The sequence below is a fragment of the Nocardia sp. NPDC058518 genome (assembly GCF_042719655.1).
Classification (GTDB): domain Bacteria; phylum Actinomycetota; class Actinomycetes; order Mycobacteriales; family Mycobacteriaceae; genus Nocardia.
This window is the reverse complement of the sequence record NZ_JBHXNJ010000018.1, coordinates 1-25468: the sequence shown is the minus strand read 5'-3', so window position 1 is coordinate 25468 and position 25468 is coordinate 1. Positions and strand designations below refer to the sequence as shown.

Annotated in this window: 18 protein-coding genes and 1 riboswitch; of the genes, 13 read left to right on the top strand and 5 right to left on the bottom strand. The window is 66.8% G+C overall.

What is annotated here, in order from left to right:
* Positions 1-113: 113 nt before the first annotated feature.
* Positions 114-1010 carry a helix-turn-helix transcriptional regulator gene (locus tag ACFWPX_RS26795; protein ID WP_378930058.1) on the bottom strand — a complete coding sequence of 299 codons (897 nt, stop codon included), beginning with the start codon at positions 1008-1010 and terminating at the stop codon, positions 114-116.
* A 260-nt stretch (positions 1011-1270) separates the two neighbouring features.
* Between ACFWPX_RS26795 and ACFWPX_RS26790 the strand changes: the two genes are divergently transcribed.
* Positions 1271-1732, top strand: a complete 462-nt coding sequence (locus ACFWPX_RS26790) for a cupin domain-containing protein (RefSeq protein WP_378930056.1) — start codon at positions 1271-1273, stop codon at positions 1730-1732.
* Between the two features lie 194 nt (positions 1733-1926).
* Here the strand turns inward: ACFWPX_RS26790 and ACFWPX_RS26785 are convergent, their stop codons facing one another.
* Positions 1927-2628, bottom strand: coding sequence for a hypothetical protein (locus ACFWPX_RS26785; RefSeq protein ID WP_378930054.1), 702 nt, complete (start codon positions 2626-2628; stop codon positions 1927-1929).
* Between the two features lie 119 nt (positions 2629-2747).
* A riboswitch (TPP riboswitch) is annotated at positions 2748-2844 on the top strand.
* Here ACFWPX_RS26785 and ACFWPX_RS26780 point away from each other — a divergent pair.
* From ACFWPX_RS26780 to ACFWPX_RS26765, 4 genes are all read left to right on the top strand, one after another.
* Positions 2832-3542 (top strand): TenA family protein, encoded by a 711-nt coding sequence (locus tag ACFWPX_RS26780; protein WP_378930052.1) that lies wholly within the window; start codon positions 2832-2834, stop codon positions 3540-3542. Its footprint overlaps the riboswitch before it by 13 nt.
* A 47-nt stretch (positions 3543-3589) precedes the next feature.
* The gene (locus ACFWPX_RS26775; protein ID WP_378930319.1) at positions 3590-4561 is read left to right on the top strand and encodes an ABC transporter substrate-binding protein; all 972 of its coding nucleotides are present in this window, start codon (positions 3590-3592) and stop codon (positions 4559-4561) included.
* A gap of 94 nt (positions 4562-4655) precedes the next feature.
* Positions 4656-5381, top strand: a complete 726-nt coding sequence (locus ACFWPX_RS26770; RefSeq protein ID WP_378930317.1) for an ABC transporter permease — start codon at positions 4656-4658, stop codon at positions 5379-5381.
* Positions 5374-6189 (top strand): ABC transporter ATP-binding protein, encoded by an 816-nt coding sequence (locus tag ACFWPX_RS26765; protein WP_378930050.1) that lies wholly within the window; start codon positions 5374-5376, stop codon positions 6187-6189. The genes ACFWPX_RS26770 and ACFWPX_RS26765 overlap by 8 nt, the downstream gene beginning before the upstream one ends.
* Before the next feature lie 20 nt (positions 6190-6209).
* Here ACFWPX_RS26765 and ACFWPX_RS26760 read toward each other — a convergent pair whose 3' ends face one another.
* Complete coding sequence (locus tag ACFWPX_RS26760; protein ID WP_378930048.1) at positions 6210-7460, bottom strand: hypothetical protein; 1251 nt, start codon at positions 7458-7460, stop codon at positions 6210-6212.
* Between the two features lie 167 nt (positions 7461-7627).
* Between ACFWPX_RS26760 and ACFWPX_RS26755 the strand changes: the two genes are divergently transcribed.
* Positions 7628-8074: a MarR family winged helix-turn-helix transcriptional regulator gene (locus tag ACFWPX_RS26755; protein ID WP_378930046.1), complete on the top strand. Its 447-nt coding sequence runs from the start codon at positions 7628-7630 to the stop codon at positions 8072-8074.
* A gap of 100 nt (positions 8075-8174) precedes the next feature.
* Here the strand turns inward: ACFWPX_RS26755 and ACFWPX_RS26750 are convergent, their stop codons facing one another.
* Positions 8175-8753, bottom strand: coding sequence for a TetR/AcrR family transcriptional regulator (locus ACFWPX_RS26750; protein ID WP_378930044.1), 579 nt, complete (start codon positions 8751-8753; stop codon positions 8175-8177).
* A gap of 228 nt (positions 8754-8981) precedes the next feature.
* Between ACFWPX_RS26750 and ACFWPX_RS26745 the strand changes: the two genes are divergently transcribed.
* Genes ACFWPX_RS26745 through ACFWPX_RS26725 form a run of 5 tightly spaced genes read left to right on the top strand, consistent with a single transcriptional unit; the run spans position 8982 to position 14268 of the window.
* A complete protein-coding gene (locus ACFWPX_RS26745; RefSeq protein WP_378930042.1) occupies positions 8982-9890 on the top strand; it encodes an alpha/beta fold hydrolase in 909 nt (302 codons plus the stop codon).
* Positions 9887-10753 carry a metal-dependent hydrolase gene (locus ACFWPX_RS26740; protein WP_378930040.1) on the top strand — a complete coding sequence of 289 codons (867 nt, stop codon included), beginning with the start codon at positions 9887-9889 and terminating at the stop codon, positions 10751-10753. Before ACFWPX_RS26745 ends, ACFWPX_RS26740 begins: the two co-directional genes overlap by 4 nt.
* A gap of 25 nt (positions 10754-10778) precedes the next feature.
* Positions 10779-11861 carry a PDR/VanB family oxidoreductase gene (locus tag ACFWPX_RS26735; protein ID WP_378930038.1) on the top strand — a complete coding sequence of 361 codons (1083 nt, stop codon included), beginning with the start codon at positions 10779-10781 and terminating at the stop codon, positions 11859-11861.
* A gap of 21 nt (positions 11862-11882) precedes the next feature.
* Positions 11883-13295 carry a wax ester/triacylglycerol synthase family O-acyltransferase gene (locus tag ACFWPX_RS26730; RefSeq protein WP_378930036.1) on the top strand — a complete coding sequence of 471 codons (1413 nt, stop codon included), beginning with the start codon at positions 11883-11885 and terminating at the stop codon, positions 13293-13295.
* 19 nt (positions 13296-13314) lie between these two features.
* The gene (locus tag ACFWPX_RS26725; protein ID WP_378930034.1) at positions 13315-14268 is read left to right on the top strand and encodes an enoyl-CoA hydratase/isomerase family protein; all 954 of its coding nucleotides are present in this window, start codon (positions 13315-13317) and stop codon (positions 14266-14268) included.
* Positions 14269-14340: 72 nt separating this feature from the next.
* Here the strand turns inward: ACFWPX_RS26725 and ACFWPX_RS26720 are convergent, their stop codons facing one another.
* Complete coding sequence (locus ACFWPX_RS26720) at positions 14341-14874, bottom strand: hypothetical protein (RefSeq protein ID WP_378930032.1); 534 nt, start codon at positions 14872-14874, stop codon at positions 14341-14343.
* A gap of 663 nt (positions 14875-15537) precedes the next feature.
* Between ACFWPX_RS26720 and ACFWPX_RS26715 the strand changes: the two genes are divergently transcribed.
* On the top strand, positions 15538-22701 hold the full coding sequence (locus tag ACFWPX_RS26715) for an amino acid adenylation domain-containing protein (protein ID WP_378930030.1): 7164 nt from the start codon (positions 15538-15540) through the stop codon (positions 22699-22701).
* Between the two features lie 35 nt (positions 22702-22736).
* The gene (locus tag ACFWPX_RS26710; RefSeq protein ID WP_378930028.1) at positions 22737-25226 is read left to right on the top strand and encodes an FAD-dependent monooxygenase; all 2490 of its coding nucleotides are present in this window, start codon (positions 22737-22739) and stop codon (positions 25224-25226) included.
* Positions 25227-25468: the final 242 nt, after the last annotated feature.

Below are 25468 nucleotides of genomic sequence, written 5' to 3'. Positions count from 1 at the left end.
CGCCATCAGAAGCCACGTCGCGAGGGTCTCACCACAGCCAGACATCGTTCTTGTGCTGATGCCCGACATCCGAATACGAACTAGCAGACGTCGCGTTGTGGCGATGCGGACTTTCAACCCGCCCCGTGCACCGCCGTAACATGCGCCTGCCACGGAGCACGACGCTGCTCAGGAGTCATCGCCAACAACGCCGCCAGCTTCCCCGACTCAGTGTCATCGACCGGGGTGAAGACCTGCACCCACGCACCCTCGATAACCGGCAACGACAAACTCGTCAGATACATCGCGACCGAACCAACAGCCAGGTTCTGGATCACCTTCACCAAGTTCGTCGGGACGGCGACGTCGTTACTTGCCCACAGTTCGACGAAAAGCGGACTCGTGCTGCACAACTCGTCGACGAAGGCCTGCCAGCTCGGATCGTCGAGATGCTTCACGTAGGCACCACGCAAGTAAGCGACCATCCGCCGCAGATCATGGGAACTGTACGCGTACGGATTACAACAATCAGGGGTGAGGAAAACCTGACGCAGCACATTGTTGTTCGTCCGAGTGAAACCCGGGCACAGCGCGGCGTAGGCGTCATTATGGGCCAGCACATCGTATTTGGCGGTGAGCAGCACCGCAGGCAGCGGGTGTAGTTGCGCCAAGATCGCGGGTAGGCCCGGCGGCATGTCTGCTTGTTGCGCCGGTTGCACCGCCGGCACATCAGCGAGCCGGTACAGATGCGCCTTCTCCGTCGGATCAAGACGCAACGTGCGAGCAACGGCATCCAACACCTGAGTACTAGCGTTGATCCGACGACCCTGCTCGAGCCACGTGTACCACGTTGTCCCGATTCCCGACAATTGCGCAACTTCCTCGCGACGCAGCCCAGGCGTGCGTCGACGCGGACCCGGCGGCAAGCCCACATCACCCGGGGTGATCCTTGCGCGACGCGACTTCAGGAACGCACCGAGTTGGGCTCGACGCTCGGTACGCACCGAGCGCACGTCGACCACTTCACTCATCCCACCATCGTCGCCGATGCTGGTCCCGGTATCCAGGTGGTGCTGGTACCCGGATCGACGCGGGTCTGCGTTCGTCGCCCTACGCAGAGACAAAGTCGAGGCTGCTCGGGCGTGAGTTGGGCGGTTATCTTTCGATCCCAGCGAGTAAAAACGTCTACCCGGTAGGCGAATCGTGATTGCGTAGCCTCATCCGAGCGCAACGGCACAGATCGGCATTCGGCGATACAGCTCGAACCCGACCGAAGCGGAGGAGCGCACCCATGACTGCCGAAGGCTGGCGACACAACGGTGTCCGGGTGATCAAGGCAGGTCAGCTCGATCCGAATACCGCGCAGACACCCGGAATGGAGCGGGCGGCCGCGATCGATTTCGCCCGGGTCGGCGCGCAGAAGATCTGGGCCGGGACCGTCACGATCCATCCGGATGCCAAGACCGGCGCACACCATCACGGTGCACTCGAGAGTGTCATCTACGTGATCCGCGGCCGCGCTCGGATGCGATGGGGTGAGCAGCTGGAATTCGTCGCAGAGGCCGGGCCGGGCGACTTCATCTTCGTGCCGCCGTACGTCCCGCACCAGGAAATCAACGCCAGCACCCACGAACCCTTGGAATGCGTACTGGTGCGCAGCGACAGCGAAGCCGTCGTCGTCGATCTCGAGATCGAGCCGATCGAGAAACCCGAAGCTGTGCATTGGATCGACCCCATCCACCACCAGCCGTAGCCCTCGCCTTCAGGCATTCTCGGCCATTCGGCGCGATGCCGCTGCATCGGGCGCTGAACGCCTCGGCCTCCAAGAGGCGCATCGCGGCCACGAGCGACCACCTATCGGTGCCGTACGGCGGGCACAAGGTGTTCGAGGTCGGGTTTTGGGAGCTCCGCCGCAGCACCGCTGAAAGGCGACGTTGACGGCTGATTTCAGGACGCCAGCAGATAGGCGGCAGCGGCCAGCGCCGCGCCAACGAAGGAGCCGACGACGACCTGACCGCGCGTGTGGTCACCCAGCCACACTCGCGACCAGCCATTGACGACAGTCAGTGGCAACGCGGCAAGAAACCACGGTGAGGCGATCAACGCCAGCAGGACCGTCGTTCCCGCACTCACGGCGGTATGCACACTCACCTTCCATTTGCCGATCACTGTCACGATGCCGATGCCGAACAGGACAACCAGCCCGGCCACCGTCCACGCGATCAGGGCGCGCGGGGCGCCCTGCACGATCTCGACGATCAGGCCCACGCCGACTATGCCCAGAATCGCCGGAATCACCCAGCGCCGGCCGTCGATATCGGTCACATGGTGATCGCTCGCGATACCGCGCCGTACACCGGCCAGAATGATGATCATCGGGATCCCGCCCGTGATCGCGGCGACGAAGAGCCCCCACCGGGGAGCACCCACAGCGAACCCGGCGATCGTCCCGGTAACGATATTGATCACCCAGGGCGCCCCGAGCTCAGTGACCGCCCGAGCTGCGCGCGCCTGCGGCGCCATCGTTTCCGTCACGCCGATCTCCCCGTTTTCATCCCGATACTGGCTCAGCCAATCTAATACTGCCGCCGCCACTTCCGGCATCTCTGCGGCGGAAGCGTTGGGTTGTGCGGTGCTCTCGGCTTCCATATTCGATGCGTCAGGAACTCGGCGAGCTGCGGCCCTCCCGGACCCTCGGGCCGAGGAACTACGACCCGGCACTCCCGGGCATTTCCCCGCGTGTCGGCGGCCGCTGCTAGGGTCGGTCGAGTTCTGACACGGGGTGTCTCGCAACCGCGAGGCTGAGAACAGACCCGCCGAACCTGTTCAGGTAATGCTGACGAAGGGATGTCATGGTGTTGCGCGCCCACACCATAAATACCGATCGATTCACCGACCACCTCTGGGATCGGACCAAAGGCCTGCGGGCCGCGATCGATGATCTGGAATTCCTGCGTCTGCTCGGCGAGGGCACCTTGCCGCTCGATGTGTTCGGCATCTATATCGAACAGGATTCGCTGTACCTCACCGGATACTCGAAGGCACTGGCGATACTCGCCGCCAAGTCCCCTGACCCGCAGACCGCGGCCTTCTGGGCGACCTCGTCGGCGAATGCGGCCGCCGTCGAATCGGCCATGCACGAACAGCTGCTCACCGGAGGGGTGCTGCCGCCACGGCAGGGTGAACCGGAGCATTCGCCGACCTGTCTGGCCTATGTGTCCTATTTGATCGCCGCCGCCGCGACAGAGTCCTACGCCGTCGCCGCCGCGGCCGCGCTGCCCTGCTTCTGGATCTACGCCGAAGTGGGGCGCGACCTGGCCGCGAGCGCCGCGAAGGTGATCGCCGCCGACCCCGCCCACCCGTACGCCCAGTGGGTCACCACCTACGGCGCCGAGGAATTCCAGAACGCTGCGGCGACGGCGCGATCACTGATCGACGCGGCCGCCGAATCGGCAGGCGACCGGGAACGCGAAGCGATGGAGAAGGCGTTCACCCTCGCGGTGCGCTACGAGTTGCTGTTCTGGGACACCGCCCTGCACCCGCAGCCCTGGCCTGCCGCGTGAACGGGCGGATTCGCCGCGCGCTCGCGGTTGTCGCCACCACCGTCACGATGCTGTCGGTGCTCACCGCGTGCGGTTCGGGCGGTGGCTCCGATCAGACCATCCGCTTCGCGCTGGACTGGACGCCGAATACCAACCACTCCGGGTTGTACGTCGCGTTGCAGCGCGGCTACTTCGCCGACGCCGGTCTGGATGTGCAGGTACTGCCGTACAACAACACCTCGGTCGACACGGTGGTCGATGCCGGGAACGCGGAATTCGGGATCAGTACCCACAATTCGTCGACGTTCGCCCGCGCATCGGGTGCGCGAATCCAGTCGGTTCTCGCGCCCCTGCAACATTGGGCGACCGGGATCGGCGTGCGCGCTGACCGTACCGACCTCGTGAGCCCGAAGAATCTCGACGGCAAGACCTACGCCGGTTTCGGTGACCCGGGTGAGCGGGAGTCGCTACAGCAGGTCATCCGCAACGACGGTGGCACCGGCGATTTCACGTCGGTGGTGCTGGGTTCGTCGGCCTACGAAGCCGTCTACTCCGGAAAAGCGGACTTCACCGTCTCGTATCTGGCGTGGGAGGGCATCGAGGCCGAACACCACGGCACCCCTATGAAGTACTTCCGCTACACCGATTTCGGATTCCCGGACTCCTACGCCATCGTGATCGACGCCAACGAAGTCTGGCTCGCGGAGAACCCGGACCGCGCGAAGAAGTTCGTCCAAGCCTTGCAACGCGGCTACCAATTCGCCGCGGACAACCCGGACGCGGCAGCCCAAGATCTCATCGACGCCAACCCGGGCGCGTTCAACGACGAGAAGCTGGTCTTCGACAGTCAGCGAATGCTGGCCGAACAGTTCATGAAAGACCCGAACGGCCGAGTCGGCACCCAGACGGTGGAGCAGTGGTCGGCGAATTCCCGGTTCCTGTACCGCAGTGGCCTGCTCAACGGGCCCGACGGTAAACCACTGACCACCGAGCCCGACTGGTCGACGTATTTCACCAATGACTACCTTGCCAACCCGTGACGGGTCCGTAGACGCGTCGGTCCTGCCCGCCGACGACCGGATCGGCCGCTGGGCGGGAATCCGGTGGGCGGTGCCATCGATCATCACGGTGGCGATGCTCGTGGCCGTGTGGCAGATCTATGTCACCAGCAGTGGTGTGCGTCCGCAGGTGCTGCCGTCTCCGCTGCGCGTGATCGAGCAGGGCTGGGCGCATCGCGACGAGATCGGCACCCACCTGGCCGCCACCTTGCAGGTCACGCTGATCGGCTTCGCGGTCTCGCTGAGCTCGGCCTGGGTGCTGGCGGTGATCGTCGACTTCTCGCCGTGGCTTCGGCGCGCGTTGGTGCCGCTGTTCGTGGCGTCACAGACCGTGCCGATCGTCGCGATCGCGCCGCTGATGATCATCTGGTTCGGGTTCGGTCTGCTTCCGAAGATCCTGGTCGTCGCACTGGTCACCTTCTTCCCGATGGCGATCGGCCTGATCGAAGGGTTCGGCGCGGCCGACCGCGACGCCGGCGCGCTGCTGCGAAGCATGGGCGCTTCCCGTGTGCAGGTGTTCCGGTATGTGCGACTGCCGTCGGCGGTGCCGCGGTTCTTCACCGCGTTGCGGATCGGAATCACCTACGCGGTCGTCGGTGCGGTGTTCGCCGAATACGTCGGCGCCAGTGTCGGTCTCGGCATCTACATGAGTCTGCAGAAGAATTCGTTCCGCACCGATCTGGTGCTGGCCGCGGTTGTGGTGACAGCGCTGCTGAGTATCGCGCTCTACCTGACGACGTTCGCCGTCGAACGCCTCGTCGCGCCGTGGGCGCGCGCGGAGAACAGGAGCCGACGTGACTGAGGCCGAAGGCGACCGGATCGTCGTCGACAATCTCACCAAGGCGTTCCCTCGGCCCGGTCGGCGAACCCCCGACCTCGAGGTGCTGAGTGGGGTGTCGTTCACGGTCCGATCGGGAGAGTTCGTCACGGTCATCGGCCCCAGCGGCTGCGGCAAGAGCACCGTGTTCAACATGCTGGCCGGGCTCGAATCCCCCGATTCGGGCAGCGTCGAGTTTCTCGCGACCGACGGCGAGAACACCGCATCGCACTGCGCCTACATGCCGCAGAAGGACCTCCTGTTCCCCTGGCGAACCGTCCTCGACAACACCATCCTCGGTCTGCGCGTCCAGGGCGTCCCGAAACCGGAGGCCAGGCGGCGCGCCCGCGAACTGTTCCCGGCCTTCGGCCTGTCCGGCTTCGAGAGCGCCCGGCCGTCGCAACTGTCGGGAGGGATGCGACAGCGAGCCGCACTGCTGCGCACCGTCGTCCAAGACCGTGAACTGCTGCTCCTCGACGAACCCTTCGGCGCCCTCGACTCGCTGACCCGCACCAATATGCAGTCCTGGCTCCAAGAAGTGTGGCAGCGATACCGCTGGATGGTCCTGATGATCACCCACGACATCCGCGAAGCCGTCTACCTGTCCGACCGCGTCATCGTCCTGTCGGCCCGCCCCGCCACCGTCCGCCGCGAACTCCGCATCGACCTCCCCCGTCCCCGTGATCTGTCCACGATCACCTCCCCCGAATTCGTCGCGCTGGAAGAAGAACTCCTCGCCATCCTGCACGAGGAATCACGCCGGGCATCCGCGCACGACGGCGATCAACTGTGAACTCCGCGTCCCGCCGGCGGTCAGCCCGTCGCGCCCCGTCGTGGCCTGGCGACGAGCTCCAGCGCGAGTAGGACGACGCAGGTGACCAGTGCGATCAGCACCGCCACCCGCACGGTCGGGTAGTCCCAGAACACGAGAACCGCCGCGGCGACGACCAGTACCGCGCAGCGCATCATGTTCAGATTGGACGCGATGAAACCCGAGACCGGACCGACCTCGCCCCGGCGGAACCGATCCCCCAGCCGATCGGCCGTCGCGCGTACCCAGGACGCGGGCGCCGACGGACCGACGAGGAAGGCACCCAGCCCCACCACCGCGGCCAGCACCGCGAGCACCCGCATACTCACCCGCAACGGCTCCACCACGGTATCGAACACGGAACGGGCTACCTCCGGTGAGATCGACTCGGCCGGAACATGATCGAGGTATATGCGACGCACGATCAGCAGCAACACCGCGAGCACGACCATCGACACCAGCACGCTCGCCACGACGGCGAGAACCGCCCGTCGACGGAAACCGTTGCCCGCCACCAGGATCGCGCTCAGTGCGCAGCCCAGCGCGGCGGCCGCCAGCACGATCGCCGACCGGTCGAGCAGACGCACGGCCCGCTGCACCCGCGCCAGCTCCTCCGACTCGACGACCACGAATTCGGTCCGCGGACTGACGAAGCCGTCGGTGAGAGCGAAGCCGCGGCTGTCCAGCTCGTCGACGACCCCATCCAGCATTTCGGTGAGCGAAATCGACACCACCCCGGCTGTGTCCACCCGGACCACGCCGTCATCGACGCCGGTAACCGCGGCGACCAGCCCGCGATGCGCCTGCCGGTTCGCCGCGTCCCACAGTCTCGGGAAGGCGTCGCTGTGCACCAGGACGGTCGCCGCGTCCCGGACCAGGTCCTCCGACTCTGCCGCCAGCAGCGCGGGCACACTCCGCAGTGCGGCGGTAGCGAGCGGACTGCGGTTCTCGAAGTCACCGACCGTTTCGAGTAGATCCGATGCTGCCTGCTCGACATCGACGCGGGCCATGACAGCCCTGGTCAGTGCATCCACGACAGCTGTCTGGATCACAGGGTCTTCGGCCAGCGGGGACACGGTGTCCACATAGTGCTCGGTGTCGAGGACCTCTGCACGCAGAAACCCGGCGACCACGACGGCCAGCGTGAAGATCCCGGTGGCGCACGCCAGCAATATGACGGCAATCCGCCGCATCCGGCGACCAGAACCAGTTGTCATCTGTCCGGCTTTCTCGCTGACGTCGAGTCCGATCATCGTATCCCTGACGCGTCGACGAGAGCCGCAATCATCCAGCAAAGCAACCTGCGCCATTGGCAGCAGCCCACAGTTCAGCCATCCCGCTCCGCGCACGAGCAGCTCAGCGGAAGTTCACACCGCCCCGACCCGGACAACAGGCATTTTTGTTCGTAAAGTTCATGATTGTGTCACCGAACTCGAATACCGCTGCCCTCGCCAGCGCTCTCTCCTTGCTCACCGTGAGACTCGACCGCCTACTGCGCAGCCACCACGCCGACTCGCAGATCTCCCTGGTTCAGCGCTCGGCGCTGACCACGCTGATCCGGGACGGCGCGATGTCGCCGGGTGCGCTCGCCAACAAGGAAGGGGTGCGGCCACCATCGATGACGCGGGTCATCAACGCGCTGGCCGAGCTGGAACTCATCGAGCGCCGACCACACCCGTCCGACGGCAGGCAGATCGTCGTCTCGGCCTCGCGGGCTGGTCGGTCACACCTGAACGACAAGGTCTCGACCCGCGATTCCTGGCTCGCCGAGCAGTTGACCAAGCTTTCCAGCGAGCAGACGATCCTGCTGCGGCAAGCCCTTGTGATCATGAGCCAAATCGGCGAGGCGGAACCCACGTCCCGATGACTCGACCACCGCGTCGGCACGAGAACCTGGACACAAACCAGCAGGCAGGCACGTAACCGATAGCAATCCCCCGGGCTAACGAATGAGCCCCGCACGATCGCTACCGGCGGTTGCCGTCCAGGTGTAGGGACACGAGCTCGGCGAGGTGCACCCCGACTTCGTCCAGCGGACGCACCGACCGCGAGGAGATCGACAGGATGGCAGCACCCTCGATCGCGCACACCGCCGTGGTCGCGAGCGATCTGGCAACGGATTCACCCACGCCGGCGCGGGCGAGTTGCTCGGCAAGCAGCCCCGTCCAATCCTCGAACACCTCGGCAGCGATGGCCGGCCCCAACGGGACTTCGGTGCCGCCGAGGGCTGCGGCGGCAATCGGGCAACCGGCGGTGAAATCGCTGGATACCACCGTGTCTTTCCACATCTGAATGAAGGCGGCAAGGCTATCGGTGGGGCTGTCGCCGGCGGTGAATCCGGCGATGATCGAACTCATCATCCGGCCGGCGACCTGGGTGGATTCCTCGACGAGTTGCGCCTTCCCACGTGGGAAGTTCTGGTAGACCGAACGCCGCGCGGTGCCGCTACGTGCCAGCAGGTCGGTGATTCCGGTACCTGCGACGCCGCGCTCCCGCACGAGCGCGATCGTTCCGGCGATGAGCCGTTCGCGTGGACTCGGTGTCACGGCATTCCTATCTCTCGTTGAACGACTGAACCTTGCGGTAGCACGATCAGTCTACTATCGTCCTTCGAAAGGTGTAACTGATAGTTGCACCTATCACCGAGGCTGCATGAAACCTCTGTAAAGGACCTCGCAATGACACCATCGAATCAGTCGACACACTCGCGCCGCGCACCCACCCGAACCTGGCCCGACAGGGATTCCCCACGCTCGGGTGTCAGCGCGAACGAGGTGTCGACACGGTTCGTCGAGGCCTCGGACGGGGTGCGGCTGGCCGTGCAGGAACGGGGCAACCCGGACGCGCCGACAGTGCTGTGTGTGCACGGTTTTCCCGATGACCACCAGGTCTGGAACGGAGTTGCGGGCCGACTCGCCTCGACGCTGCACGTGGTGACCTTCGACGTGCGGGGCTCGGGAGAGTCCGGTCGACCGACAAGGATCAAGGATTACCGCCTCGACCAGCTCGCCGAGGACATCGGCCGCGTCATCGACGCCGTCTCGCCGCAGCGTCCGGTGCATCTGCTCGGCCACGACTGGGGCTCGGTGCAGGCCTGGCACGCCACCACCGATCCAGCCCAGCGCTACCGGATCGCGTCGCTGACCTCGATTTCCGGCCCGTGCCTGGATCACGTGCCGTTCTGGATACGCTCCCGGCTGGCCGCCGGGCCCCGCGGCTGGAAAGACCTGCTGAGCATGTGGAAATCCCCGCTGTACATGGGGTTCTTCCAAGTCCCCTTGCTCGCCCCGCTGACGTGTCGGCTCGGTCTGATCGATGCCGCTATCACTGTGGCTTCGCGCCTGGAAGTGGGGGCCGGTCCGGCGGATGCGCCGGTGCATCGCGCCCGCGACCATCGCGCCGGACTCAAGATCTACACCGCCAACCTGCTTCCTCGCCTGCTCCGGCCGCAGGAGCGCAACACCGATCGCCCCGTACAGGTACTCGCACCGCGACGCGACATTTTCATCACCCCGGCCAGCCAAACCGATATCGGTCGCTGGGCAGCGGATTCGACAGTCCTCGCGGTCGACGGAGGGCACTGGGTGCCGCTGTTCGATCCGGCAGCAATCGCCGAACTCGTTCGCCCCTTCGTCAGCGCGCACGAGGCGAATACCGCCGACACGAACGGAGAAATACGATGACCACCGACATCGACAAGGTCGCTCTGTCCGCGCGCGACATGTCATGGGACTGGACAGGGTTGCCGATGCACTACTTCGACGCCAACCCCTTCGCGACACACCTGGCCAACGGCATGAACATGCTCCTGCCCGAGGGGGAAGTGTTCTTCGTCGAGGTCTTCCAGAAGGCGCTACCGCTGATCAAGGACGATTCCGTCCGTGCGGACGTGATCGGGTTCATCGGCCAGGAGGCCACCCACTCCTCGGCGCACCAGTCGCTGCTCGAGTACCTCGAGGCCGAGGGGCTCGACACCGAACCGTTCGTCGACCAGATCCGATGGCTGTTCCAGTCTTTGCTCGGCGACCGCGACCTGACCGGCGACAAAGCCCGTTCCTGGCTGCTGGAACGAGTCGCCGTCGTCGCCGCTCTCGAACATTTCACCTCTTACCTCGGTGACTGGGGACTCAACGCCCACGGCTGGGACACCACCCTCGATCCCAAGGTGCTCGACCTGTTCCGCTGGCATCTGGCCGAGGAGGTCGAACACCGTCACGTCGCGTTCGACCTGTTCACCCACCTCGACGGCCGCTACCTGCGCCGGGTCCGCGCATGGATGCTCGCCGCACCGATGCTCACGATCCTGTGGGTGCGTGGCATCCGCTACATGATGTCGGTGGATCCCGCGCTCGACGGCGGCAACCGGCGGATACAGCTGCGTGATGTGCGCCTGGCCGTCGCAAAGGGCCTGATGCCGGGTCCTTGGAGCCTGACGAAGATGTTCTTCGAGTACTTCCGGCCCGGATACCACCCGTCCGAGTACGGCTCGACCAGCCAAGCGGTCGCCTACCTCGCCTCCTCGCCTGCGGCCCGCGCCGGTGCGTGAGTAACACCTGATCTGGAGTGCTCTCATGACCAGAAACCTGCCGACGCCGGTCCCGATGTCGCTGCGCAGACCCGGACGGCGAGATCGGTTGATGACCGGCCTCCGATTCACCGCGCGTGGATACGCCGCCGTGACGAGCCGGTTGCGCAGCATCGAACCCACACCGGTCGATCGGGTGCTGCGTCTGGTTGTGGCTGACACACGCGCCGAGGCCGACGGGGTGCTCAGCGTGTGCCTGGTGTTCGCGGACCGGTCGGATCTACCCCCGTGGCATCCTGGCGCGCACATCGATCTGACCCTGCCGTCGGGCAAGGTCCGCCAGTACTCACTGTGCGGCGATGACACCGATCGACGTAGCTACCGGATCGCGATCCGTCGGATACCCGACGGCGGTGGGGGGTCCATCGAGATCCACGATCGACTGTCCGTCGGCACTCGGGTGACCGCGGCCGGGCCGCGCAATGCCTTCCCCTTCGCGTACCCGCACCTGGCGCGGGCCGATATCTCCCGGGTGGTGTTCGTCGCCGCGGGTATCGGGATCACCGCGATCTTGCCGATGGTGCGCGCGGCGGCGGCCTCGGGCGTCGATTGGCGCCTGACCTACCTCGGCCGCAGCACCGCGACCATGCCGTTTCTCGACGAGATCGGAGAATTCGACCCCGATCGGGTCGAGATCCTGACCGGCGAACGCCGCTCTCCCGCCGAACTACTGGCCCACGCCGGTCCAGGCGCGTCGGTGTACTTCTGCGGACCGCCCGGACTCCTTGCCGGGATCCGGGCCGAGTTCGACCGGACAGGTGCTGCCGGACTGCATTTCGAGCGGTTCAGCCCCGAGCCTGTCATCGGTGGTCAGCCGTTCGAGATCCGCCTTGCCCGCAGCGCGACATCCGTCCACGTCGCCGCGGCGGAAACCGCGCTGGCCGCCGTGCGCGGTGCGGTACCCGACGTGGCGTACTCGTGTCGGCAGGGATTCTGCGGCACATGTCGGGTGCGGGTCGTCTCCGGTGCTGTCGATCGCCGCGGCCGATCACCATTCCTCGATGAACCCGGCACGATGCTCATCTGCACCGATCGCGCCGAGTCCACACACCTCACCATCGACCTGTAGCGCACCGGAGGTCACCACCGCATGCCCACAAGCACATTGAACCCGATCGATATCGCATTCCTCTGGGGTGAATCCGACTCCAATCTGATGAACATCGCGCATCTGGATATCTTCCGGCTGCCACCGGAGGCGGGTCCTGACTTCGTCTCGGATCTGCTCGACGATCTGCGCACCTACACGACCCCGACCAGGCCCTTCGACCGCCGCCTCGACTCCGCTGTGATCTCGCGTGTGCTCCCGAGATGGGTCAGCGTCGATGCGCCGGACCTCGATTACCACCTGCAGCGTCATGTGCTGCCCGGACCGGGCGGTCAGCGTGAGCTCGGCGCACTGGTCTCGCGGCTGCACGGCATACCGATGGATCGGTCGCACCCCCTGTGGCAACTGCATGTCATCGAAGGCCTCGATGACGGACGCCTCGCGCTGTATGTCAAAGGCCACCACGCCCTGCTCGACGGCGTGGCCACCGTGCGGCTCGCGCGCAAGGTGATGTCGAACGATCCCGACGAACGCGGTAGGCCGGCGATCTGGGCTTACACGGAAGCCGGCAAGCTTCGAACCCGTCACGACTCCCAATCACCGAGTGCGAGCCGACCGGGAGTCTCCTCGCTGATCCGGCGCCTGAACGCTCCGATCCGAGGTATCGCGGATCAGCTCACGGGTTTGCAGGCGATCTCACGCATGTACGGCGGCCTGTCCGAATCCGATGTGACTCTGATCAAGCCGTACTCCGCGCCACCGTCGATCCTCAACGGCCCGATCACCGCCGAACGCCGGATCGCCACGCAATCGTTCGACCTGGACCGGATCAGCGAACTGGCGCGGCGATGCGGGGGAACGATCAACGATGTCATCCTCGCCATCTGTGCGGGCGGCCTGCGCCGCTACCTCGCCGAGATCGGCGAGTTGCCCGAGGCCCCCTTGATCGCGGGCATGCCGATGTCGTTCCGTCCCAAGGACAGCGACGATGCCGAGGGCAACGCGACGACCATGGCGCTGACCACCCTGGCGACCGATATCGAGGATGTGCGGGAACGGGTAGCGGCGATCGTCGCATCGACGGTCGAAGCCAAAGAACACATGAGCCGGATGTCGAGCGCCGCGGTCATGGCGTACACGGCGATGCTCATGGCGCCCTTCGGCGCGAGCCTGGTCCTCGGTGTGAGCAGTCGGATCACGCCGATGTTCAATGTGGTCATCTCCAACATGCCGGGGCCGAGCGAGCAATTGCACTACAACGGCATGGCTTTGGAAGAGTGGCATGCGGTGTCGATCCCGCTCGATGGTCAGGCGCTCAACATCACGATCCTGTCGTACGCGAACCGTCTCAACCTGTGCGTGACCGCATGCGCGACGTCGTTGCCCCATGTCCAGCGGGTCGCTCCATACTGTGGAGAAGCGCTGGCCGAACTCGAACTTGCCTACAAGCAGTAGCGACAACGAAAGGCACGCCATGCAGTTTCTCCGCACGGAGCGGCACGGTCAGGTTCAAACGATCTGGTTGAACAACCCGCCCTACAACTTCCTCACCGATGCAGTGATGGGCGAACTACTCGACCTCCTGCGTGTCATCGACGGCGACGACAGAGTCCGCGCGGTCGTGCTCACCAGCGCCGTCGACGGGGTTTTCGTCAGCCACTACTCGGTATCGGAGATCTTGGACGGCGTCGAAGCCGCACCGGTCACGCTGAACGCACGCACGGCGGGCGCCGCGCTGCGGATGAGCACCGTGGCCGACCATGTCCCCGGCGGGCAGGCGGGTTTGGCCCGTGCCGGCGCGGGCGGTGTCGCGAATCTCCGTCGCTATCACGAGGTGTGCCGACTGATGCGGGAGTCCAGCACCGTGTTCGTCGCCGCACTCAACGGCCGCGCACTGGGTGGAGGTTGCGAGTTGTCGCTGGCTTGCGACCTGCGGCTGATGGCCGATGGTCCCTTCGAAATCGGGCAGCCGGAAATCCTGGTCGGAATCATCCCCGGTGGGGGTGGTACCCAGATGCTGACTCGTGTTCTCGGCGCAGGCCGTGCACTGGAATTGTGTCTCGAAGGTGCTCCCATCAGCCCGAGCCGGGCGCTCGAGATCGGGCTTGTGCACAGATTGATCGATCCCGACGAGCTGCTGACCGAGGCGCAGAGGACCGCCGCCAGGTTGGCGAAGCGCTCCCCTACCGCGGTGCGTGGAATCAAACACGCCGTCTACCAGGGTGGTTCGACATCGCTCGAAAAGGGCCTCCACATCGAGCGCACCCAGTTCCTCACCGCGGCGTCCACACCGTCGGCCAAACGAGCGATGGCTACCTACCTCGCCGATGTCGAGTCGACGATCGACGAAGGCCGCGACATGTCCGACTTCGTGGCGGACAGTCTGCCGGGTTGGATCGACGGCACCAAGGTCGACTTCACCGAGTAGCGCCAAGGGCCGAATTCGCCTTCCTTCGAATTCGGCCCCGGTGGCGCCCGCAGTGAATGCCCGGCAGGTTTCCTATGTCCGGGTTCTCGGTGTGGCCGGTGGGGTCCTTGCCTCACTGCGGTGCTGGTCCCACCAGGCGTCGTCATGGTGGGACGGGTTCGAATCCTTGGGAGGCGCCGACGCGCTGGGTATGCCGAGGACTCGCAGCCGCCAGTCGTCCTCACGGATCGCGGCCACGATCCGGACGGGAACGACTGCCGTGAGCAGCAGGTAGTTACCCACGCAGATCATCAGGCAGATCGGGGGAACGGAAACCACGATCGCGGTCCCGAGGGTGCCCATCTCGATCGGATCGCGGGAGATGGACAGCAGGTTTCCGCAGATGCTGGACAGCACGGCGCCGACGAGCAACAACTCGTACACCCGCACCAGGGACGTGGCCTTCTCGTCGCGGATACCCACCAACGTGATGAAGGTACAGGCGACCAGCGCGACGGTGAGACCCACCACCACCGGCCACATCCAGGTCAGGTGCTCAGGAATTCCCGCCACCCGCGCCAGGGTGGAGGTGAAGGTGAAGGATGCGATCGCCGCAGCGACAACCAACGCTGACCCTAAGCCCACAAGCAGCTTCGGCACCGTGACTGGAATAGGGCGGGGGAAAGGGTCCGTGTGGTCCATCAGGCTCCATCCTACGGGCTACGGTCACCAAACATGCAGGCACTCAACAGAGTACGGCTCCGCGCACGGGGACGCCGCCAACCCGGTTTTCGGGCCGGGCTCGTCGTGCAGCACCTCGGCGGCGAACCGCTCGGCCACCCGGCCTGACGCTGGTATCGCCGGGCGCAGTCACCCTGTCGCCGAGACAGGTCGGCCTGCGTCTGCTCGGCGCCGCCAACTGGTGGGCACCGACATTCCCGCGAAGAGTCCACCGTCACATCGCCGTGCGTGAGAACTGACCGGTCGACTGCGCGACGGTTTGGCTCCCAGTGCAGTTTTTCGGCCGCGTATTCGTTTCACAGCACCAAATATCCGGACAATTCGACTTCGCGCCGGTCGATTTCGCGTGCGAGTGACTTCTGTTACGGCACAACAACATTGGCTATCAACGCGCCCCGATGACACAGTGATCCGAGCGCCATTTGGGCGCACGGACCACTCGTGAATTCGCCCGATCATCCGGGCGAAGACCGCCACCGGACGGAATTCGGATCGCAGCAGCGCCGCGCGATCGAGCACATTTCAGCTCTTCACCTCAGGGGTAAATCCATGTCCGTTTCCATGCGCTATCCACTGACCGCCTACCAGCGCGACATCTGGACCATCGTGGAACATTTTCCCGGTCTGCCCAGCTATCTCGTCGGCGTGGTCGGCCGCTTCTCGCTCGCCATCGATGTCACCGCGATGGTCGCCGCGGTCGAGCGGACCTGGGCGCGCAACGACGGCCTGCGGCTGCGATACCGAGTCCTCGACGGTGTTCCCTCCCAGGAGCTCTCGCCCGACCCGATGCCGCCGGTCCAGGTGATCGACGTCGGCGATGCCCCCGATCCGGCTGCCGAGGCGCAGCGCCGGATCGAGCTGCTCACCGGTTCGGCGATCGACCTCATCGGGGCGGCGCCCTTCCGGGCGCACATCATCCGGGCCGGCGGGGAGTCCTCCTACCTCGTGTTGACCACCCACCACGTCGCCGCCGACGCGACCGCGCTGTTCCATATCGGCGCGCAGATCCTCACCGACTACGCCACGACGATGGCGGGCAACCCGATCGAGCTGCCGGGGTCGTCGTTTCTGGGGTGCCTGCCGTTCGAACGTGACTATCGGGCGAGCGATCAGTACCTCATCGACCGCGACGCTGTGGTCGGTGGGCTGAACACCCTCACCCCCGCGCTGTTCGACCGGCACCGTGCTACCGATGGGCTGGCACCGGTCACGGCGTACGAGTTCACGCTGGATCGCTTGCTGGTCAACCGAATTCGCGATGCAGGCCTGTCGCTGTACCCGTACTTCTGTGCGATGCTCGGCCTCTACCTGTCGCGAATCCTGCGCGCCGAGGACGTCGCCATCGGCATCCCCTTCGGCAATCGTGGCAACCCCACCGAGCAGGCCACCATCGGCCACTTCGCCAACACTCTTCCGCTGCCCATCCGGACAGCGGGCCATCACACCGTGCGCGAACTGGTCTCCACGGTGAAAGCCGATGTGCGCCGGATGAAGCAGCACGAGCGTTATCCGCTCGGCGATCTCATGGGCGAGCTACGCCGCCTCGGCAACCCGGCGAGCCAGCTGTTCGACGTGACGGTCGCCTACCCGCGCCTGCCCTCGGCCGCCGGTCTGATCGACGGGCTCGAGGAGGTGCAGCAGCCCTCCCAGGGGTACAGCCCGCTGGCCATGGCCTGGACGATCTCCGAGATCGATGACGACGGCCCGCTGCTGGTCAGGCTCGATCATGCCACCGACATCTTCGATGCCGACTACCCGATCGAGTCCGTCGCCGATCACCTGATCGCCTTGTTACATGCCGGGATCGACGGCATCGATACCGATCCGTCGCTGTTGCCGATGCTGTCGGCGGCCGAGCACGATCTGCTGGTCGACCGCGCTCGCGCGACCTCGCGTCCCTATCCGGACCAGACCACCGTCATCGCCCGGATCATGGCCAGGGCCGAGAGCACGCCGGACGCGGTCGCGGTGTACTCCGCGACCGGGGACGCCATCACCTACCGCGATCTCACCGACCGTGCCGCCGCGCTGTCCGGTTTGCTCCGCGACTGCGGGATCGAAGCGGGCGATCTGGTCGCGGTGCTGCTCGAGCGCGGTCCGGACATGCTCGTCGCGATCCTGGCCGCCATGCACGCCGGAGCCGCCTATGTCCCGATCGACCCCGGCTACCCTGCCGACCGGATCGCCTACCTGCTGGCCGACAGCGCCGCCAAGGTGGTGCTGACCGACGCCGAGATATCCGGCGGGGCGCTCGCGCTGTCGCCCGAGAGCTGGCCGTCGGGCACGCCGACCGGGACGCCGGTTCCCGTCGGGTCCGACCCGGCCTACGTGATCTACACATCCGGCTCCACCGGTCGACCTAAAGGTGTTGTGGTCGAACACCATTCAGTGATCAATCGGATCGGCTGGATGCAGCGGCAATATCCGCTGGGTCCCACCGATGTCATCCTGCAGAAGACGCCGTCCTCGTTCGACGTGTCGGTGTGGGAGCTGTTCTGGTGGGCGGTCGAGGGTGCCCGGGTGGCGCTGCTGCGGCCGGGCGGTGAGAAGGATCCGCGCGAGCTGCTCGCCGCTGTCGCCGACTTCGGTGTCACGGTCATGCATTTCGTGCCGTCGATGCTGACGCCCTTCCTGGATCTGCTCGAGTCCGACCCGTCCGCGGTGGACAGAGCCGCCGGTCTGCGGACCGTGTTCTGCAGTGGGGAAGCGCTGCTCCCCCATCAGGTCAACCGGTGGAATCAGACGTTTGCCGCACTAGGGGCTACCGCGCCCCGTCTGGTCAACCTGTACGGCCCGACCGAGGCCACCGTGGACGTGTCCTACTACGACTGCCCGGTCGACCCGGCCCAGACGGTGACCCGGGTACCGATCGGCCGACCGATCGACAACACCCGCTTGTACGTGCTCGGCCCCGCCGACCAGCCCCAGCCGTTCGGCGTCGCTGGCGAATTGTGCATTGCCGGAGCCGGTTTGGCGCGCGGCTACCGCGACCGTCCGGAATTGACGGCGGAGAAGTTCGTCGCCGACCCGTTCCATCCGGGCGAGCGGATGTACCGCACCGGCGATCTCGCACGCCGCCTCGCCGATGGGCAACTGGAGTACCTGGGCCGCATCGACCGCCAGGTGAAGATCCGCGGGAACCGGGTCGAACTGGGCGAGGTCGAGAACGCGCTGGCCGCACTGCCCGGCATCACCGCCGCCACGGTCATCGACCGGCAGGCACCCGACCGCGGCACTTATCTGAGCGCCTATTGCGTGGCGGCATCGGCACCGGAGCCCGCCGCACTGCGTGCGGCATTGGCGAAAACGCTGCCGGAGTTCATGATTCCGTCACTGTTCGTCCGGGTCCACGCGATCCCCCTGACGCCGAGCGGAAAAACCGACCGCGCCGCGCTGGCCGCGATCTCCGCCGAGACCTCGACCGTCGGCCACACCGCACCCCGCACACCGGTCGAGCAACGATTGGCGCTGGTCTGGCGCGAGGTGCTCGACCGCGAGTCGGTGTCGGTGTTCGACAACTTCTACGACCTCGGTGGCGACTCGATCCTGCTGCTGCGGGTGCGAGCAAGGGCCGAGGCCAGGGGGCTGGTGATCAGCGCTCGTGACATCGCCGAATGCCCCACCATCGCCGAACTGGCCGAGCGGGCGGGCACCGGTGCCGTCGCCGCGGTCGCCCTCGCGCCGTTCGAGCTGGTGGCCGGGATCGACCGGGCCCGCCTGCGGCACGTGGTGGACGCCTACCCGTTGACCAGGTTGCAGCTCGGCATGCTGTTCCACAGCCGCGAACGTGCCGAATCATCGCTCTACCACGATGTCTTCCGGTATTCGCTGCGGATGCCGTGGGACGAAGCCGCACTGCGAGCCGCGGCACTGCGCGCGGTGATCCGGCACCCGATGTTGCGAACCTCCTTCGAGCTCGCCGACTACTCCGAGCCACTGCAACTCGTGCACGCCCACCTCGATCCCCCGCTGACGATCATCGACCTGCGCGCGGCCGAAGCCGACGAGGCCGACGTGTTGATTCGCGACCATATCGAGCGACGACGCCTGGGCCGGTATGTCTTCGAGCAGCCGGGCCTTTTCGATCTCGCGGTGTTCCGGCTCGCCGACCGGATCGAGCTGGTGCTGTCGTTCCACCACGCCATTCTCGACGGCTGGAGTGTGGCAACGCTGATCTCGGAACTGCTGGCGGACTATCGGGGCGCGGGCGCGTTCCCCGCCGAGCTCCCTTCCTTCGCGGAATACGTTCGTGCCGAGCGGGATTCACTGGATGATCCGGCCGATCGCGAATACTGGTCACGGGAGCTGGAGGGCGCAGAGACGATCCGCGTGCCCGGACTGCGCCCCCACGTTCCCATCGCTGCGACACCTGCCGCAGGTCCGCCGCAGGCACGTGTGTCGGTGCAGGTTCCGGTCGGCGCCGAGCTGCTCGCCCGCGCCGACGAGGTTGCCGCCGCCGCACACATCCCGGTCAAGGCGGTCCTGCTGGCCGCGCACCTGTGCACCGTCGGTCTGCTGTCCGGCCGCACGGATGTGACCACCGGCGTCGTCACCCACGGGCGGCCCGAGCGCATCGACGCCGAGCGCATGGCCGGACTGTTCCTGAACACGATGCCACTGCGGCTGAACTTCACCGGCCGCAGCGGGCGGGAGGTGCTGACGGGTGTCTTCGAACGGGAACGTAACAGCACACCGCACAAGCGTTTTCCGCTGACCGACATCCAGCACGAGGTCGGCGTCGTCCTCGACACCGCGTTCAACTACGTGCACTTCCATGCCGCGGGCGCGGCCATGTCGGCGCTCGACGTGACCCTGCTCGGCATCGACATTCACGAGGACACCAACTTCGCCCTGCTGGTCAACGCCATCCGCAACCCGCTCGACGGGACGCTGGCATTACGCATCGACGGCGACCCCGCCACCTACACCAGCGACCAGCTGGAAAGCATCGGCGAGACCTACCTGCGGGTCCTGGACCTGCTCACCGGCGATCCCTCCGCCACGGTGGACTTCGCCGCGCTGGGGCCGGCCCCGGAGGCACTGGCCGCCGCACCGACATCCGGCACGGTGATCGAGCTGTTCGATGCCTGCGCGGCCCGCACACCCGATGCGGTTGCCATCGAATTCGGCAGCCGGGCAATGACTTACGCGGAGTTGCTCACCCTGTCCAACCGCGTCGCGGCGACACTGGTGGCACGCGGGGTACGCCAGGGCGACCGCATCGCGATAGCAGTGGACCGATCACCGGAACAGATCGCGACAGTCCTCGGAATCGCGAAGGCGGGCACGGCCTGCGTACCGCTCGATGTCACCTATCCGCCCTCGCGTCTGCACGCGATGCTCGAACAGGCACAGCCGTTCGCGGTGATCACCGGCACGGGCCACGAAACTTTGGTGCCCCAAGGGTATTCGCGACTCACCCTCGACGAGATCCTCGCTCCCGGCGTCACCGTCGCGCTGCCGGACGGCGATCCCGACGCCACCGCGTACGTGTTGTTCACCTCGGGCTCCACCGGGACGCCCAAGGGCGTGGCGATGCCGCATCGCGCGCTGGCCAATCTGATCCACTGGCAGCTTTCGGCTGCCAGCGGCTCGCTGATAGACCTTGACCGTGCCCCTGCGACAACACAATTCGCGCCGTTGTCGTTCGATGTGTCGTTCCAGGAGATCTATTCGACGCTGTGCGGCGGTGGTCGCCTCATCCTGTTGAGTGAGCAGCAGCGCCGCGATCTGCCCGCCCTGGCCCGCGTGCTGGCGAGCACCGGTGCCGAACGGATCTTCCTGCCCTACGTGGCCTTGCAGCAGCTGGCCGAGGCCGCGATCCGGCTCGGCACCGCACCGGCCGGGCTGCGAGTGATCGTCTCCTCGGGCGAGCAGCTGCGCGTCACCGAAGAGATCCGGGCGCTGTGCGCGGCGGGCACCGGGGTGGTGCTGGAGAACCAGTACGGTCCGACCGAAACCCATGTGGCCACCCGATACACCATGACCGGCGACCCGGCACTGTTCCCGGTGCTCCCACCGATCGGCACCGCCATCGACGGGGTGGAGATCCTCGTTCTCGACGAACTGCTGCGCCCGGTTCCCGACGGCGTGCCCGGCGAGATCTACCTCGGCGGCGCAGCACTCGCGGACGGTTACGAGCACCGGCCCGATCTCACCGAGGCTGCCTTCGTTGCGCACCCGTCCGCATCGCGGCGTCGGCTGTACCGGACCGGCGACATCGGTCGCAGGCTGCCCGGTGGCGAGGTGGTCAGCGACGGTCGCCGGGGCGGGCAGGTCAAGATCCGTGGTCACCGGGTGGAGCCGATGGAGGTCGAGCTGGCGCTGCACCGCGTCACCGCGGAGCTGCCCGGCGTCAACGAGGTCGCGGTCGTGGCGCACACCGCCGCGGGGGCTTCCAGCGCACAGGCGATGCTGGTGGCCTTCCTGGTCGGCTCCCGCGCCGGCGTCGACGAACCGGGAATTACCGCAGCACTACGGGAATGGCTGCCGGACTACATGATTCCCAGTCGCCTGGTCTGGCTGGAAGCGCTGCCACTGACGCCCAGCGGCAAGCGTGCCGATGCCGTCCTGGCGGGCATGGCACTGCCCGACGCATTCCCGGCGGGCCGGGTGCGCCCGCGAACGCCCGCCGAATCGGGACTGGCCGCTCTGATGGCCGAGACACTCGGCCTGCCCGAAATCGGTGTGCACGACGACTTCTTCGCGCTCGGCGGCACCTCGTTGACCGCGATGCGGCTGATCGTGTCGATCGAACAGCGCTACGGGGTGTCGCTGCCGGTCTCCACCCTGGTCACCGGTCCCACGGTGGCCGCGTTGGTCACCCAGCTCGACGATCGGGCCGAAGCGGGTTTCGACCCACTGGTGCCCTTGCGCCCCGGCACCGCCACGCCACTGTTCCTCGTGCATCCGATCGGCGGAAATGTGCTCTGCTATGTCGAATTGAGCAAGCATCTGCCCGATGACCAGCCGCTGTTCGGCTTGCAGGCGGCGGGCCTCGAGACAGGCACCACGCCAGCCGAATCCATCGCGGAGATGGCGGGCAACTACATCGCGGCTATGCGCCGGGTGCAGCCTGAAGGCCCCTACCATCTGGGCGGCTGGTCGCTGGGCGGCATGGTCGCCTTCGAAATGGCCCGCCAGCTGGCCGAGGCCGGTCACGAAGTGGGCACCCTTGCCCTCATCGACACCATGACGGTGCGCCACGGCGACGGCATGCCGGTGCCCGAACACGCGCTCTACGAGTTCTTCCTCTGGGAATTGCTGTGGCTGGCGCGCGGCGCCGACACCGCCGTGATCGAGATCCCGGTCGAGCTGGACACCGATGACCAGGTTTTCGATTTCATCCTCGCCACCGCCGTCGAAGCGGGCGTGCTGCCGCCGACCGGATCCCGCGCGCTGGTCCGGCGGTTGTTCGAGGTGTTCGTGGCAGGATGGCGGGCGATCGACGCCTACCGGCCGCAGGCCTACGACGGTGACATCACCCTGCTGCGTGCCGCACAGCCACTGCCGCAGGTGCTTCGCCCCGCCCACGATCGAGCGGGCACGCTGCATCGTGACCCCACCAACGGCTGGGATGCCTACGCGACAGGGCATCTCGAGGTCATCGAGGTACCGGGTGACCACCTGACGTTGATCCAGTCCCCTCAGGTCGCCGAGGTGGCGGCCCGACTCGCTCGATTGCTCGAACAAGCGGCAGCGACCGCATCATGACTCTGTCGAATCCCGCTACACAGCAAGGAAACCCAGTGAATTCTCCCGTGAAGTCGGCACTAGTGATCGGCGCAGGCATCGGCGGACTCACCGCTGTCGCGGCCCTGCGCCGGGCCGGAATCGAAGTCGTACTGTGCGAGCGCGGCCCCGAACTGCGCGCGGCCGGATTCGGTCTGTCGGTGCAGTCGAACGCGATGAACGCGCTGCGCACGCTCGATCTCGGCATCGACGAGGAACTGCTCCGAGTCGGCGGGCAGGCGCGATCGTTCACCTTCCGCCGACCCGACGGTTCGGACATGCGCCGGGTCGACGTGGCCGGGATCGACGCCGAATTGGGCGCGCCCGCGGTCGCGCTCGCCCGTAGAGACCTCCACGATGTGCTGCTGGCGGCGTGTGGCGACGATCTGCGGGTCGAACTGGACGCCGAGGCCGTCGGCTTCACCGAGACCGCCGACGCCGTGCAGGTCGAGTTCGCCGACGGCCGCACCCTGAGCGCCGACGTGCTCATCGGCGCGGACGGTATCAACTCCGCGATCCGGGCTCAGCTGCACGGTGCTCAGGCGCCGCGCCCGGGCGAGTTCGTGTGCTGGCTGGCGCTGGTGCCGTTCGCGCATCCGGCGATCGAGCCGGGCGCCTCGATCCACTACTGGGGCAGGGGCATGCGCTTCGGCATCCACGACATCGGGCACGGCAATGTCTACTGGTGGGGCACGCTGAGCACCACCGCCGAACAGGCCGCCGACTGGCAGCACGGCAAGGACGATCTGCTGAACAGGTTCGCGGGCTGGGCACCGGAGATCACCGAAATCATCACCGCCACCCCGGAATCGGACATTCTCGCGCTGCCCGCTCAGGACCGGCCGCCGCTCACCGAGTGGGGCAGCGGCCGGGTAACCCTGCTCGGCGACGCCGCCCACCCGATGCTCCCCAGCCTGGGCCAGGGCGCGAACTCGGCGATCGAGGACGCGGTGGTGCTCGCGCACACACTCGCCACCCATGACGACGCCGAGATCGCGCTGCGGGTCTACGAACAGCGGCGGATTCCGCGCACGACGATGCTCGTCGACGGATCCCGCAAGCTGGGCCGCCTCGAACAGACCCGCAATCGTGCACTGATCGCGGTTCGCAACGGCTTCATCGCCAAGGGCAACGAGGCGAAGCTGCAGGCCAGTCTGGCCGAACCGATGACCTGGCCCGGCCTCGGCGATCCCGAGCCGGTCGCCGCGCTGCCGAGGCCGTTGTCCACGTTGGAACGCTGGCACTGGACCGTGGACCAGGTTGCGCCGCTGCACATCGCGTCGCGGGTGCGCGTCACCGGCGCTCTGGACGCGGACGCGGTCCGCGCCGGTCTGGCTGCCCTGACTCGGCGCCATCCCATGCTGCACGCCGTGGTGCGCAGCGAAGACGGCCGCGATCCGCGCTTCGTCCCGGTCGCGCTGCGGCCGATTCCGTTGCGCGAGGTGGCATCCGGTGAATGGACCGCCGAGGTCGACACCGAACTGCGCACGCGTTTCGATCCGGAGGCACCACTGTTGCGCGCCACCCTGATCACGGTCGCGCCCGACGTGCACGACCTCGTGCTGACTTCCACCTACACGATCGCCGATGCGGTGACCGTGCTGTCGTTCGCTCGGCAGGTGCTGGAACTCGCCGCAGGAAACGACGACTGGGTGGCCGAAGTACCCGCGCCTCCCGCGCCGGAAGCTCTGTTCCCCAAGTCCTTCCACGGCTGGCGGGGCAAGCGCAAGGCCGTCGCCCGGCTCGCCGCCGACGGGCTGCGCGATCTGAAGGTCAAGCCGGTGCGGCTCGAGGCCGGTGCCGAAGTCGCGCCCGCGCAGCGTTTCACGAAGTTGACCCGGCGGGTAGTCGACGGGGTCGAGTACCGGGCCCTGCTCGCCGCCTGTGATGAGCGCGGCGTCCCACTGTCGAGTCTGGTCGCGGCCGCACTCGCGCGGGCGGCAGGCAGCGACGCCGGTTCGCCGCAAGCCCACTACCCGGTCGGTGTCTCGGTCCTGTTCCGCGAACAGCTGGACCGGCCGCTCGATGACACCCACACCGGCGCCTACCAGGCGATGATCGCCCTGCCGACCCCGGCGGGACAGCCGCTCTGGGCGGCGGCCACCGCGTTCGCCACCGACTTCGCGAGTCGTATCGAACAGCGCCAGCACCTGGCCAACCTTGGCGGAATCGGCTTCATGCTGCCCAAGACACCGGCGCGACCGGACAAGGTTGTCGGCCTGCTGGACGCCCGTGGGCCGGGCAATCTGTGCCTGACCTTCCTCGACACTCGCGACTTCCCCGCCCGCATCGGCAACTGGGAGATCTCCGGCGCCGAGTTCGTTTCCGGCATCTCGATCAGCGGTCTGATGATGCTGACCGTCGGTCTCGGCACCGACGAGTTGTCGTTGAACCTCGGTTACATCGCCGGCCTGTTCTCGCCCGAACGCGCCGACGCGCTGATCGACACCCTCGTCGACGCCCTGCTCAGCGTGAGCTCCGCGGCGGAAGTCGCTGCGGTGCACTGATTTCCGGCTGGTAGTGCCGGGGCCGCCGTTGTGCGGCCCGCGGAACAGCGAGTAAACCAACAGGTAAAAATTAGCCCGCCACGAAACAAACACCCGCGGGTGGAGGGGGGGGGGGGGGAGGGGGGGCCCCGCCCCGCCCCCCCCCCCGCGCTTCCTCTCCGCCCCCCCCCCGCGGGGCGCGGGGGGGGGGGGGGGGCGGGCCGGGGGGGGCGCGGCGCCGCCCGGCCACTGGACCGACATGC

Bases quoted from the DNA above. Each gene is read 5' to 3' on its own strand.
- ACFWPX_RS26795 (WP_378930058.1), bottom strand. From the start codon at position 1,010: ATGAGTGAAGTGGTCGACGTGCGCTCGGTGCGTACCGAGCGTCGAGCC.
- ACFWPX_RS26790 (WP_378930056.1), top strand. From the start codon at position 1,271: ATGACTGCCGAAGGCTGGCGACACAACGGTGTCCGGGTGATCAAGGCA.
- ACFWPX_RS26785 (WP_378930054.1), bottom strand. From the start codon at position 2,628: ATGGAAGCCGAGAGCACCGCACAACCCAACGCTTCCGCCGCAGAGATG.
- ACFWPX_RS26780 (WP_378930052.1), top strand. From the start codon at position 2,832: ATGGTGTTGCGCGCCCACACCATAAATACCGATCGATTCACCGACCAC.
- ACFWPX_RS26775 (WP_378930319.1), top strand. From the start codon at position 3,590: ATGCTGTCGGTGCTCACCGCGTGCGGTTCGGGCGGTGGCTCCGATCAG.
- ACFWPX_RS26770 (WP_378930317.1), top strand. From the start codon at position 4,656: ATGCTCGTGGCCGTGTGGCAGATCTATGTCACCAGCAGTGGTGTGCGT.
- ACFWPX_RS26760 (WP_378930048.1), bottom strand. From the start codon at position 7,460: ATGATCGGACTCGACGTCAGCGAGAAAGCCGGACAGATGACAACTGGT.
- ACFWPX_RS26740 (WP_378930040.1), top strand. From the start codon at position 9,887: ATGACCACCGACATCGACAAGGTCGCTCTGTCCGCGCGCGACATGTCA.
- ACFWPX_RS26735 (WP_378930038.1), top strand. From the start codon at position 10,779: ATGACCAGAAACCTGCCGACGCCGGTCCCGATGTCGCTGCGCAGACCC.
- ACFWPX_RS26730 (WP_378930036.1), top strand. From the start codon at position 11,883: ATGCCCACAAGCACATTGAACCCGATCGATATCGCATTCCTCTGGGGT.
- ACFWPX_RS26725 (WP_378930034.1), top strand. From the start codon at position 13,315: ATGCAGTTTCTCCGCACGGAGCGGCACGGTCAGGTTCAAACGATCTGG.
- ACFWPX_RS26715 (WP_378930030.1), top strand. From the start codon at position 15,538: ATGTCCGTTTCCATGCGCTATCCACTGACCGCCTACCAGCGCGACATC.